The organism is Neolewinella persica DSM 23188 (genome assembly GCF_000373105.1).
GTDB lineage: Bacteria > Bacteroidota > Bacteroidia > Chitinophagales > Saprospiraceae > Neolewinella > Neolewinella persica.
Genome location: NZ_KB890420.1, coordinates 1 through 13,980, shown reverse-complemented (window position 1 = coordinate 13,980; position 13,980 = coordinate 1). Strand labels below are relative to the sequence as shown.

The following is a 13,980-nucleotide window of genomic DNA, read 5'->3' as shown; positions in this document are numbered from 1 at the left end:
TTACTCGCTTAATTTGGTTCCGATAGCCGTACCATCGGCCATTTTAGTCAGCGGTTCCGGTGCGCCCAGCAGCAGATTTTCGGTGCGGTAAGGTTCCCCATTATCTTCCAGCTTTGTTCCTCCGGAGAATACGGTGTTTTTTAACATCACCACTGGTTCGCCTACTACAAGATGCAGCTGAAAGGGCGCGGAGTCGTCAAAAATTGAGTTATGGATCTGTGCAAGTTGTACGCCATGTAGGCGGATGGCGGCTCCGCTCTTGTTCCACTTTTTATCACTACCGATCTCATCGAAGGTGCAGTGATCGACGGTTATTCTCGGGCCAAGCGTACTCTCGTCACTACCGCCACGGTGCAGGACGATGGCAGCCTGGCCGATGTCATCGAACAGGCAGTTTTCTACCACAACATTTTCGGCGTTGTAAACGCCAATGTCGTCCGTTTCCTTATCCAGCGCCAATACGCTGCCAGTGATGTTGCGGAAGCTGGAGTTGCGTAACACGATCGAGTCTGCCATGGTATTTTTAAACACCTGGAGCACGTTGAAACTATGGTTGATGTTAAGGTCGACGAAGTCGCAATCCTCGATAAAAAGCTTATAGTTCCGGATCATCGAATAGCGACTTGTGCGTACCACGGCGTTGAGCGGGCGGTCGTTGCATTCGCGCCCATCGACCTTAACGCCGCGTAGGGTAAGGCCACCGCCATTTTCGATGTTAAAGAGGGTTGTTTTTTCGAACAGCAGCACTGGCTTTTCGGTAAGGCCGGGTGCCGCTTCCACAATAATCGGGTGCGTCAGGTCGAGACTTTTGGTTTGCAGGTATTCACCGCTTTCGGTCAAACGAATAATGTCGCCGGTACCTGCGTTTTTAGCCGCCTCCCAGAGGGTGTTGGTTCCGGCCTGTACTTCAATCACTTTACCGCCACCAAAGAACAATTCTTCCTGTGGGCGGGGATACCAACTTACACCGGTATTCTCAGGGGTAGCCATAGCGGGGATGCCCGCACGAACGCTGTCTCCTGCGGTTGTATTCAATGGAATCTCAACGCTGTTAGCCGCCTCTTCCAATTCAATTTCCCGGGTGGTAAACCCTTCCGTCTGTAGCGGCTCGATGCCCGGGCTGAGGAGGTTACCGGTAAAGGTGATGCCGCTGATGTCATCAAACACGGAGAAAATCTTTCCTGGCTTCCGGTTCACGAATACGTTATCTGCCACCTTACAGTTTTCCGGTACGGCGGACCGCTCTTCATCACTGCCGACACAGAACTGGATGTTGTCACAATCGATGAATACATTATTGCTGGCCTCCGAATCCGTCACTTGAACATAACGGTTAAGCGGAGAATTGGGTACGCCATTCATCACCGTCAGCGCACTTCGGAAACGGTAACCCGTCAGGCCTTCGGCGTAGTTGTTTACTACCGTCTGTTTGGCGTTGATGATGCGAATACCTCCGGTATTTTCTACGCCGTTGCCGAAGAAGAAGTTGTTTTTAATGGTTACCTCGTTGCCGTGACGAATGGTGAGGGTGCCCTTGGATTCAAAAAAGGTATTTCCCTGATAGATATTCTGGCCGGACTTATTGGAGATAATCTCCACCTCCCCGTCACAACGATAGAAGTAGTTGGAGGTCACCAGGGTATTGGAGTTACTCTCGCAGTAATGACTGGTACCGATCCGGAGTGATTCGCCGCCGTTCGAGCCAAGTACCGGCCGGTGGCCAAAATAGTTGTGGTCAATCTGGTGAAAATTCTCCCGGCTTGCCTCCGTATCCAGCCGTACGGCCAGGGTAACGCCCTGGTTACGCTTGCCGGTCAGCAGGTTATGGTCGAAACGGTTGTTTTTACCGTAAAGGGCCACCCAAAGATCGGAGTCGAAACGTTCAGCGGGGTTGTAGTTATCAATGACACATTCCGTTACCCGGCAATTATTGCAAATGTCCTCTTTACCGGTACGAAAGGAGATCACTTCGCTGACGGGCGTAAAACCGTTACGGAAAACGAGGCCCTCAACTTTAAGGTGCTCGCCTGACATCTGGAGGAAAGACTGGCCCTCCAGAAAGACCTGGCCTTTTTCCTCCACCGTAAGTGTAATTGGTGCATCCGTCGTGCCTACGCCCGTGAAAATCACTTCCAGGCCGTTGTAGGTACCGTTGGCCAATTTGATCACGTCACCGGGCTGGGCGGCTTTAATGGCAGCGGCCAGTGATTCGGCGTCGTTTACGGTACCTCCTTCTTCACCGCAGCCGGTTAGAAACAAGGACAGTATCAGGAAGGTGGTGTATCTCAACATAGTTAGGTGGTAAAGTTTAAAGCAGGAGCAGGTACCGGCAGGATTAACATTGGGTACCCCTCCTGAAATGTATATACTAAACTCGTTAGTCTTTTTAGCTTCGCTGGTGCACTTCGTGGTTGCCTCCGGCGGTCTCTTCCTGGGTGGGCGCGGCCGCAGGTGCAAGGGCCCTGCCCACGCCGCAGGCGTGGGTCCCCGAAGGGGAAAGGTGTAAGAGCAGGGAGCCGATGTTAATGGCTTACCTCTAATTCGTAGTATTTCACTTTGGAAAAAGCCTCCTGCAACAGCCTGCAGGTAGCTCAAGCCTAAGAAATGGTAAAATCTTTCGCACTAGTGCTTGATAAGCTTGGAGACCTGAGGTCTGCTATTACCCTCAAGTTTGATGAAATACATACCAGCTTTAAGACCACTTACATCTAGTGATGTTTCATTATCAATGCTTCGATGAATGACTATTCTTCCGGTTTGATCATAAACCGACACGGTTTGGTATTCTTCCGCTCCATTGATCGTCACGATGGACGTTGCAGGATTAGGAATTAATTGCATCGGATTGAGCAACGGTTCTGTTGTATTTACAATACGCTCATCGCCTTCACCAAATACTCTCAGCTCAGTAAGGCTAACCCACGGACCCATGTACACATCTGCACCCAATACGGTTATTCTTACAAACCTGGCCTCAATGCTGTCAACGATATTAATAATTGGTGCGGTGGGAGCACCTGGTGTGGTATTATTTGACCGGTCAACGATGGTGGTAAAAGGCCCATCTGCAGTTAAAGCTCCTTCAACAATGAACTGGTACGCTCTGCTTTCATGGCAGGTAACTTCAATTTGAGTTATCGTAATATCTTGCCATAAATCAACTGTGGCTGATTGCGGAAAGTCCTGTACGGACCATCTAGAATTGGTATTATCATCCACAAGTTTATCAGGAGTATTTGCTCCGTCGGGAGTACCTGTACCCGCAATTGGCTGATTCAGTGCCCAGTTAAACTCCGTTGAAGGAGTCACAACGTACACCAAACCTGAATCGACGAATCCTCCTTCCGCAGTCGTCACCGTGACCGTCACTACGCCTTCTGAAACTCCGGTCAACAAGCCGTTTTCGTCCACTGTAGCTATATTCGGATCATCAGAGATAAACACAACATTTTGGTTTGTTGCATTTGCGGGAGAAACGACTGCTTCCAACTGCAGGAAACTACCAACTATAACTGCGGAAGAAGACCCAACCAGGTCTACTCCGGTTACATCGACCTGTTCACTAATTGTAATTTCGGTACTCAAGGTTGTCCTTGCCCCTCCTTCGTTATCGGTTGCCTTAGCCGTTAAGGAATACGCGCCTTCAGCTGCACCTGACCAGGTAAATGAATAAGGAGCCGTAGCGTCTTCTCCTAATAACGTATTACCTTCAAAGAACTCAACCTTTGTAATTGTACCATCTGAATCAGTTGCATCTACGGAAATATCGACATCACTTCCTGGTGTAAAGTTTGTGCCATTAGCGGGAGATGTAATACTAACCGATGGGACATAGTTTTGTGGCGAACCATCGCCCTCAAACAATTCATCAAAATGAGCGGTTGCCTCCCCATTATCCTGAAGGTAAACACCTGCTTTCCAATAACTGGGGTAAGTCCAGAATGAGACATCCACATTCGCCTTTTCCTCGCCCTGGTAATCGATGATCATCCTTCCATCAACCAATCGGATAGCACAGGTGAAATATCCTCCCGGATCCTCACCAAGATCGACATGGGTCGTATTTATTCCTGCGGCATCTGTTTTGATGGCCGCCCATAAATGGTTGGTCGGTATTCTACCCTGGTGCTTGTAAATTCTTAGCAGTGGCTTATTAGGTCCGGGGCCTGCATTTGCATCGTCGTGTATTTGCAATACGGTAACCTGCTCACACGTCTGCTCTGCAATATCAAGTCTCGCATGCATAGAACGATTGGCCTCGTTGACGTCATAATTTTCTTCGTACCGGAGTTCTGTTCGCATGCTCTCACCAGTTTGATTGAATCGTATCTTATCACCATCAACTACGTAGAACCAATCAGGGTGTGTGTAGCCATCAAGTGCATCTTGAGCACGAAGTGTTGAACTGTTTGGAGCTTGTAGTTTACATTCCGCTAAGAAAGGTTGGAACCTCGGAATGTCAGTTGGAGCATCATATCCCGTTGGCGGGACGGGACCTGAGTGCGAAACATCTAAAGCAAAAAACGACACTTGGGCGTATTCATCAGGGTCTCCAGCATTGTTTTGATTGTAGTTTCCGGCTTTGAAATACATCCAATCATCAGCAAATCCACTATTTGTCATGTCCACTTCCTGCACAACGTCTGGCTTACCCTCTCTCATTATCGTTACCGTGAGGGTATTGAAAACCACCTTAATTTCGTAACTAAACTTTTCCCCCAAGGCAATTCCATCTTCCGGATCGGACGCACCGTCAGCCCTGCTGCCAATCATTTCGTACCATTGCTCAGCTCCCGTGGTGGGCTCATGTGCAAAGTATATGGAACCCTTTGTATTCCCGGGTAATTTGCGGTAATATATTCGACAGGGTTCGTCATTAGAAGCGTGTATTTGTCCGACTATAACCCGGCCTATTTTGCGGCTTTCGTCAGAAGTTTCAGACACGTAATCCACCGCCACAGTGGCAGTCATAACTCCATCTACCCCTCCGGCAGCTTCTTGATTTGCCATGGAGGAAGAAGAGAATACCCAGTTATTTCCATTTATTCCTTGTGTGGCAATGCTGGTATTTCCAGCCCGAATCATTTCTCTTAGCTCATTCCTCGGATATGTGCTGCCACCAGTACTACCATTGTTAGGACACCAAAACACCATGGCTCCGGTAATAGGGTCAGTGTAAAACTCACCATCTCTTACAAATCCGTTTGACAAGTTGTCCTCACCTATTTCTTGTTGATTCGGTCGGGTGAGTTTCCAATAAGAAAGATCAAAATTTCCACTTGGTGGCAGGTTAGGATCTAAATCTTGTGCCGTAGCGGAATAACTGAATGTAGTCAAGGCAAAAAACAGCAGTATGCATCGAGAATAAAAAGGTTTAAAAAAACAACCTTTTAACTCAAAGCCTAGAAATCGATAGTTAGATGGCGCTTTCATAAATGGAAATTTTATAATTTATGCTACTAGACAAAATACGATTAACTCGCCTGACCGCCATAGGCAGTAACGCAGCTAACCCCTGAAGGGGACCGCTTATTACGGGCGGCTCCCCTTCGGTATTAGGGGAGTTCGACAAATGAATGTCTGGTGGTCGAGTTCATAAATATTCATCCATTTAACTTGCCGTCGCGGCGCTGTACTTCCCAACTAAAAACCTCACGTAGCTATGGGGCTATGATCGGCTTTTAGTTAGTGATCCAGCACCACGCTGCCAGCGTTAAATCTTCGAAGGCTTATGAACTTGACCGCTAGTGGGGTTGATTAATGTTTTGACTAATAACCAGGATTCTGTGTCAAGCTAGGGTTATTCGTAATTTCCAGGGGAGGAATTGGCAGCAAGTAATCCCTGGATGGGTCAAAGTTCCGCGCACCGATAAGTTCAGATTCAAGACCATTCGGGCCAAACGCTTCGCCACCTAATTGTCTTCTGACAATGTCATACCAGCGTTTGAACTCAAAGGCAAGTTCTAACCTTCTTTCTTCCAGCACATCATCAATAGTAGCCCCACTAATGTTTGCGGGTTGCGCACTAGGCGCACTAGATCCGTCGCCATTCCGTGCTCTTTCTCTGACCATGTTGATCCATGCATCTGCTTCTGAGGTTCTACCAAGTTCAATGGCAGCTTCAGCTGCGATCAAAAGCACCTCGGCGTAACGCATTAGCTGGTAGTTAGAATCAGAATCCCGGCCGCTGGTATTTGCCGGAGGCGTATCACCCGCCATAGCCGTGTATTTAGAAATATGTGGGCGGTTCGTATTACGAGGATCCAAGCTAGAAAAACTTGTGAAAGGAATCACGGTACCATTGTTAGTAATAGCTTCTGCATCGAGATTAACATCTCTCCGGTAGTCTCCCGCCTCCCAGGTATCATAAACCGCCTGAGACGGTACCATAACGGACCATCCACCCGTGGCGTAGTAAGTCGCCTGGCCATAAAAACCGGTAAAAGCGGCGATATAATCTCTTGATTCGTCATTAATATTGGTGGCTACAAAATCAATGATAAACATTGGCTCTTTCGAAAAATCGGAATTAACGCCATGGAAAATATTACGGTAATCGGGCTCCAGTGCCAAGTCGTATGTACCTGCATTATTAATGACGTCAGTCGCTTCATCATAGGCCAATTGGTATTCTCCACGAGTTAAGTGAACACTGGCAAGAAAGGCACCTGCCGTCGATTTGCTGGGACGCGATTTATCCACTCGCACATTCGGCAAAGTCGATTTAGCAAATTCAAAGTCCGCAATGATGCCTGCGTACACTTCATCCACAGGTGTTCTTGGCGCAACTGATGCTTCAACGGTAGTAGTTTGCTCATCCAGGTAAGGGACATCTCCAAAGAGTCTTACCAAATGGTAGTATGCATAACCTCTGAGGAAGCGTGCCCGACCAGCAACCTCATCCAAAACAACAGGATCTTCTCCCTCAACAAACTCCAACTCCCTAAGGGTTTCGTTGGCTCCCCGGATTATCTGATAGAGGCGTGGCCAGAAACTTCTTTCAGGGTTCGCAGGATTTAATATCAACGGATTAGTAGCTGAGACTGTGAATTGATCATGCTCAATTCTTTCGGCTGCTGTAGTGGGGTTTCCTATAGCTACCATGTCTGAACGTAACATGAGCGTCAAGCCCATTCCTCGCGACTCGAGTGCCCTAGCCGATTGATTGCCATAGGCACCATTAATGGTAGTCTCTACCGTCGCTAAATCAATACTCCGTTCGCTCGGTTCCAGTTGACTTATTGCGTTTTCTTCTAGATCTGAACACGCCGTAATTGATAGACCAAATATCAGTGCGAATAAAATTATAGTATTTTTCATCTTAATTATCTTTTAATTACTGATCTGACTTGTGAACGCGAAACAAACAAAACGTCATTTTTGACTGTCCTGTCTTGCCCTCACCGTCCTTAAAATTTTTTCCGTAGCGGTGCTCCGCAAAAAACCTAAGAACGGTGAGGATAAAAAGTGTCTTATCAAGAACACGTTTTGCTTATTTCACGTCCCTTAGAATTTCAAGTTAACACCAACCGTTACTGACCTCAAATTGGGGTAATTCCCATAATCGTGCCCTTGAATGATGTTATCATCTCCGCTGCTTTCGCCACCGCTTCCAAAATAGCTTACTTCAGGGTCCAATCCAGAATAACCGGTGAAGGTTAATAGGTTTTGTGCACTTACCGAAAGTCTAGCAGAACTGAATCCCAGCTTTTGGATAGCCGCCAATGGCAAATTATAGCCCAGGGCAACGTTCTTGAGTCTTAAATAGCTTCCATCCTCTACAAAGCGAGAGGAACGCTCTCTACCTCTGACCGCGGCCCGAGGAATGTCTGTATTCGTGTTCTCTGGCGTCCAGGAGTTCAATATATCGGTCAATGCATTACTGTCACCATTGTACAATTGAACAGCGGTAAGGTTATAAATATCCCCACCTAAGGACCCCTGGAAGAAGATGTTCAAATCGAAGCCTTTGTAAGAGAAGCTATTGCTAAGGCCAAGGGTGAAATCAGGATTTGGATCACCGATAGCCTGTCTGTCATTGTCATTAATGACACCGTCAAAATTGCCATCTTCATCCGCTACCTCCGCGAATAATGGTTCTCCGGGAATTGGGTTCCCGTTTCCGTCGAAAGACCTGCCTTCTAAAGCCGTTCCTGCGGGAATATCCCCTCCCTGGTATACCCCTTGGTAATCCAATCCCCAGAAAAGGCCGATGGGGTCTCCTTCTCTCAGTATGTAAGTGTTACCACCAGCAAAGTAACCCGGAGCACCGGTGCCCAGGATTTCCGTTCCGGAAGATAATTCCACCACCTCGCTCCTGTTTATCGACACGTTAAAATTACTCTTCCAGTTAAAGTTTGCCGTGTTGATATTGGTTGAAGTCAAAGAAAACTCAAACCCATTATTATTGATGGAACCCACATTTCTAAGGACGTCCAGGTCAGATGTTCCTAAGTAAAAACTTGAAGCTCTGTCTACGGCTAAAAGGTCTTCCGTATCAATGTTGTAATAATCTGCACTAATCGCTATCCTGCCTTGAAACAGGCCTAGATCCAATCCAATATTTGTCTGGTATGAAGTTTCCCATTTTAAATCCGGATTGGCTTCACGAGCGAGATCTACACCAAAAGCACCGTCAACTTCCGTGGGTGGCTGAACACGATAGATAGCAAGTGACTCGTAAGGCCCGATGGCTTGGTTACCCGTTAGTCCGTAACTAGCTCTTAATTTGAGGTTGGATATCGTTGGGTTGTCAACCAAAAAGCTTTCTTGCGAAATCTTCCAGCCTAAAGCGACAGATGGAAAAATTGCATACTTATTGTTTGCAGCAAAGTTTGATGCACCATCTCTACGAACGGTAGCGGTAAGCAAATATTTGTTATCCCAGTCAAAGTTAAATCGTCCAAAAACCGACTCAATTTCAGACTCTGAGAAACGAGAATCAACGGTACGCTGATCAATCTGACCTGCTTCCAGGTTGTAGAATGAGAACACATCACTCAGTAGTTCTCGGGCACCGGCCTCAAGTCCCTCTGTAGTATTTTTTTGATAGGAATGCCCAGCCAATAAGGTTAAATTACCTTTCCCGACTGGTTTGGTATACGTTAAGTAGTTCTCGTTAAGAATACTTGTTCTTTTTACGGATTCCAAAAACGCTCCACCAGCAGAAAGCTGAAAAGATTGTGGCTTGAAATATCCTTCCGTACTATTTTGAGTTCTGTAACCAAAGGTAGTTTTAAAACTCAGGCCATCAAATATCTGAAGATCAGCATACAGGTTGGTTCTTACGTTATCTGTTTTGGTTTCATTGGTTATTTGTGTAGCAACCGCCCATGGGTTTTCTATATCATCTCCCACCGTATTTTGAGAAAAGTTTCCATTCTCATCGAACCTTCCCACATCCGGTGAGAACCTGAAAGCCAGGGCTACAACATCATCTCCTCCTCCGTTTACAGAACCAATAGCATCACTTCCCGTCGATTGGGTTGATACACCATTTTGCTCACTTCGACTAGAAACAGTGTTCAATCCAATTTTCAACCTATCACTGACTTTTGCATCTACATTAGCTAAAAACTGAATCTTTTGAAAGTCAGAGTTAACAACGATTCCCTCCTGATCAAAATAAGTACCAGACACGTAGTAATTAACATTATCACCTCCTCCGGAAACAGAAAACTGGTGGTTTTGTGTACTTCCATTTCTGTAAATTTCGTCTTGCCAATCTGTATCAGCTAATCCCTGAGAATAAGGGACATCACCCGCATTGGTACGGATCATGTTTTGGTATTGAGCAAATCCTCTGGCATCCAGCAAATCCAGCCTGTTTGTCGTTTCCTGAAAGGAATAATTAGAATTGAGTTCAAGGGTTACTTTTCCGGACTTACCTTTCTTGGTAGTAACCAGGATAACTCCTCCAGACCCTCTTGAGCCATAGATTGCAGTTGCAGATGCATCTTTCAATATCTCTATGGATTCTATATCGTTTTGTTGTGGAAATGAAGCACCAACAAAACCGTCCACCACAACAAGTGGGTCACTGCTTGCATTGAGTGATGAGCCACCACGTACTCGAATTGAAATACCCGCTCCAGGCTCTCCACCATTCTGTGTTTGAACAGACACCCCGGCTGCACGGCCTTGAAGTGCCTGACCGGCATTTAATACGGGAAAAGCTTGTATGTCTTCAGCCTTTACGGAAGCAACACTACCCGTAATGTCACTCTTTTGAACACTTCCATAACCAACTACTACAATTTCGTCTAATACCGTTGAACTTGTACTTAGTGTAATATCGAAGCGAGTTTGTCCGCTAACAGGAACAATTTGCGATTCAAATCCGGTATACGAAAATACCAAAACCGCATTGGACGGAACCTCTAAGCTGAAAGTTCCATCGAAATCAGTAACTGTACCAGTGGATGTTCCCTGCACCACTACAGTAACTCCAATTAGAGTTTCACCATCCTGATCGGTAACTGTACCACTAACGGTTCCTTGTGCATAAGTACCAGTTGTAGCCAAGCACATGAACATGAAAAGGAGGCATAGCACCCTGTTGGTGCGCCCAGCAAAATTTTGTGAAAAGTAATTCATAAAATATTTTTTTAAAAAATAGTGACTGGGTTTTCGATTGCATAATCGCCTCAGTAAAACTTCTTTTAATAACTGGGACCAACCCCTTAGTTCGAATGATAGCTTTCAATATGAAAAAGGCATTGAGCACAGTGTAAAATAAGGAGCGTCTTTCCAGACGCTCCTCACTTTACTGTATGAACTAATAGCTCATAAATAGCTCATTCTGCTAATTAGAGCTTAATCATCTTCACCCACTGTGACTTCTGAACAATTAGGATGGTATACGGACTCAGCATTTATTACATTTCCATCAGCATCCGCAGGATCCAAATTATCACCTGCTGAATAGCCCTGGAAGTCATCACTGAAAGCTACCTGCTCAGTTCCTGAATCAGAAGAATAGATTACGATATTATCAACGTGAAAAACTTGATCAGAGGTGGATGAAGTCGAATTGTATTTCCACTGGAAGTTGTAACCACCATCTTTGGTGGCCTCTAAATGAGGAGCTACATCATCGGCACCACCGTTAGTAGTACTTAGCGCATCGGTGGACACCACCTGACCGTTCATTGAAAGGCTAAACGTTGGCGGGGTCAAGCCATCAGCAGAGGCAACCCAACTTACTTCAACGGGAACCCATACATCAACTACTGGATCAGGAAAGGTGGCACTTGCAATAGTAGCGTCAGATGCTCCTTCTCGGTATTCATGCGGGGCATCGTCCTTGATCCTTACTTCTACAAGGGCAAAATCACCAGTTGTTGAAGGGCCGGAAACATTAATAAAACCGTCCGCAGCACCTAGGGCTACTCTATAGTCGAATGTGATTCTACCTGTGCGAATTGAATCCATCGCTACATACCGAAGCTCACCAGTATCATCGTCGGCTAAGTCAGCTATAACAGCGTACCTGTTCTTAGGTGCGGTAACCTCAATTGTTTCACTCGTCATACCCGTTTCTCCATCTGTTGCGGTTACCGTCAATGTAACCGTATAAGTACCCTCTCCTGAGAAGGTGTAGGAAGGGCTGGCTTCAGAAGAAGTTCCATCTCCACCAAAGTCCCAGGAAGACGTGTAAGAGGTATTGGTAATTCCGTTGACCACAGAGTTATTCGTGAAAGCGTACGTCAATGAATTGTCAGCATCAACCTGCGAGGTGAAATTAGCGACCACGCTTGAAGGGTCAGGAGTCGGCGTTACAGGCATTTCATCATCCTCACCGCAAGATGAAATCATGGTGATTGACAAGAAAAGGGACATCATCAGAATGATGTGCTTGCTGACCGTAGTTGTCATGTTTTGCATAATAATCGCTTTTTGCATTTACTTAAAAATTTGATTAGTTGTTTAAAGTTGTAGTCCGGAGCTTTGAATTCACTTGTGCTTTACGGACAGTCTTTTGAACTCGACTCCTTTGCAGAGAATCAGGAAATTCATTTTAAAAGTTGATCGGATTTAAAACTTATGAATTACGGAGCGTTTCGCTGAATTCCGTAACATTTCTCAAATGCCGAAGCACCGCTTTCTCTGCAGCAGCAACGTCTTGGTTGCGGATGCAGCGAAGTATTTCTTCGTGCTCATAAAAGGCCTTTAACTCAGTTCTTTCGTCACAGACCTTATATTTTGTGTGACTTGCTATGATATCAGGTGCAATGACCATCATCAGGGATTTCAGTACCCCGTTCTTACTCGCATCTGCAAGACTTAGGTGGAACATAAGATCTTCCTCAACGGCAGATTCTCCACCTTTGATTTTATCCTCATATGCAGCTAAAGCACTCTGGATTTCAACCAGATCGACAGACGTACGGCGTTCAGCAGCTAGCTTAACACACTGCACCTCCAGCATCACCCGGGTTTCTACCAAAGAACCAAAGTCACTTTCTTCCAGTTGCAAGACATCCGTTATCAGCCCCTCAAGCGCAGTGATACCCATTCCCGCAACAACGGTACCGCTTTGCGGGAGGGTCCGAAGAATGCCATAAAATTCCAGTTTCTGTAAAGCGTCCCTAACATGGCCACGGCTTACTCCAAGTCGTTCCGCCATTTTACGTTCTGCCGGTAGCTTGTCGCCAGGGGCCAATTGCCCAGAAGTAATCAGTGCCCGAACTTGTCGGATGATCACATCTACCGGACTCTCAACTTTAATTTCACTGAAATTTTCTAGCATAACGATCGACATAAGGCGTCCAAGTGCCTGAACACGAAACAAATCTAACATTTAAAAATTGGTTAACCAAGCTTTGGTTAACCAATTTTAAATATCTTTCGACACCCCCAATAGTTCAGAAGATCAACTTACTGCTTTCCATTCAGCATCAGCTCCAATTTATAGTGGCGCGACCGCAGGTGCAGAATTCGGGTACAGACTGGTTTTAGGGTACATATGGTTCAAAGACCTCCCCCCGGGTATGCACCTTCCCTGAATTGCCTCTGGTGGAGACTTCCAAAGTTTGGAACCTTAACCACGCACTAATTTGCAATTATGCGATTAACCGACTATATTAAACGCTAACTCGCTTGCATATCTGACATTTTTTCGTAGTAAAATAAATCCTGTATCATGAGAAGATTATTTTATTTACTCCCCCTCTTCTGTTTCCTGTGCTTCCCATCCTGCCAGGACACGAAGACCGCTTCCGGAGAACTGACCGCCGACGCTTCCTTCGATGAAGAAGCAGAGCTGGAGGCGATCATGAAAGTAATCGAAAACGAAACTGCCTGTTTCTTTGCCCGAGATTACGACTGCTGGAAGGAAAATTGGGTGGACGAAGACTACGCCTTTCAGGCTTGGAACAACCAGGACGGAACTTATGACGCTAAAGTTGGCTGGAGTGAAGTGGACCGGCGCGTCGGAAACTACATTAAGGAAAACACCAGTACCTTGGGAGGCACTCAAGGACACCCTAAGGTTAATCGCCTTAACCTGCGAAAACGCTTTTACGGCAATCAGGTAGCTCACCTAACCTGGGAGCAGTATAACAGCGATGAAAAAGAAGAGACCTACCAAATCAGTCAGGAAGTCAGACTGATGGAAAAAGTGGACGGCCACTGGAAAATCGTTACTGTTGCCGCCTTCTGGGATTACGTTAATAAAGTCCAGGCCAGTACGGTTGATAGCATGTGATATGCATTGACCTGTACAATACTGAATAAAGCCCCGTTACTTCTCCAGAGTAACGGGGCTTCGTTCTTCAGCCCGAGTGCTGAAGAATCCGGTAAAGGTCAATAAGCTAAACAAAAAAGCCCCGCCGCTCCATCAAGGAGCAGCGGGGCTTCGGTACAAGGACGCTCAAAGCGGCCCGAGGGGACCTTTGAGCGTCCGGTATGTGCAGTTTACTTAACCACCACCATCTTCTTAGAAGCGGTGAACTCACCCGCCGTCAGCGTGTAAGTCAG

At 46.3% G+C, this 13,980-nt stretch carries 7 protein-coding genes; 1 reads left to right on the top strand and 6 read right to left on the bottom strand.

Features of this window, described 5'->3' with window-relative positions:
• The 6 genes from B036_RS28260 to B036_RS0106160 all read right to left on the bottom strand — a co-directional run bounded on the left by B036_RS28260 (position 1) and on the right by B036_RS0106160 (position 12,802).
• Positions 1 to 2,292: a polysaccharide lyase 6 family protein gene (locus B036_RS28260; protein WP_020567825.1), complete on the bottom strand. Its 2,292-nt coding sequence runs from the start codon at positions 2,290 to 2,292 to the stop codon at positions 1 to 3.
• A gap of 330 nt (positions 2,293 to 2,622) precedes the next feature.
• Positions 2,623 to 5,433 carry a polysaccharide lyase family 7 protein gene (locus B036_RS0106180; protein WP_020567824.1) on the bottom strand — a complete coding sequence of 937 codons (2,811 nt, stop codon included), beginning with the start codon at positions 5,431 to 5,433 and terminating at the stop codon, positions 2,623 to 2,625.
• Between the two features lie 336 nt (positions 5,434 to 5,769).
• Positions 5,770 to 7,320, bottom strand: a complete 1,551-nt coding sequence (locus B036_RS0106175; RefSeq protein WP_026231738.1) for a RagB/SusD family nutrient uptake outer membrane protein — start codon at positions 7,318 to 7,320, stop codon at positions 5,770 to 5,772.
• Positions 7,321 to 7,506: 186 nt separating this feature from the next.
• Positions 7,507 to 10,596 carry a SusC/RagA family TonB-linked outer membrane protein gene (locus tag B036_RS0106170; RefSeq protein WP_157472056.1) on the bottom strand — a complete coding sequence of 1,030 codons (3,090 nt, stop codon included), beginning with the start codon at positions 10,594 to 10,596 and terminating at the stop codon, positions 7,507 to 7,509.
• Positions 10,597 to 10,815: 219 nt separating this feature from the next.
• Positions 10,816 to 11,904, bottom strand: coding sequence for a PKD domain-containing protein (locus B036_RS0106165; protein ID WP_020567821.1), 1,089 nt, complete (start codon positions 11,902 to 11,904; stop codon positions 10,816 to 10,818).
• Positions 11,905 to 12,043: 139 nt separating this feature from the next.
• Positions 12,044 to 12,802, bottom strand: a complete 759-nt coding sequence (locus tag B036_RS0106160) for a FadR/GntR family transcriptional regulator (RefSeq protein WP_245557445.1) — start codon at positions 12,800 to 12,802, stop codon at positions 12,044 to 12,046.
• A 342-nt stretch (positions 12,803 to 13,144) separates the two neighbouring features.
• On the opposite strand from B036_RS0106160, the gene B036_RS0106155 reads away from it, so the two are divergent.
• Positions 13,145 to 13,708 carry a hypothetical protein gene (locus B036_RS0106155; RefSeq protein ID WP_020567819.1) on the top strand — a complete coding sequence of 188 codons (564 nt, stop codon included), beginning with the start codon at positions 13,145 to 13,147 and terminating at the stop codon, positions 13,706 to 13,708.
• The last annotated feature ends 272 nt before the right edge of the window (positions 13,709 to 13,980 follow it).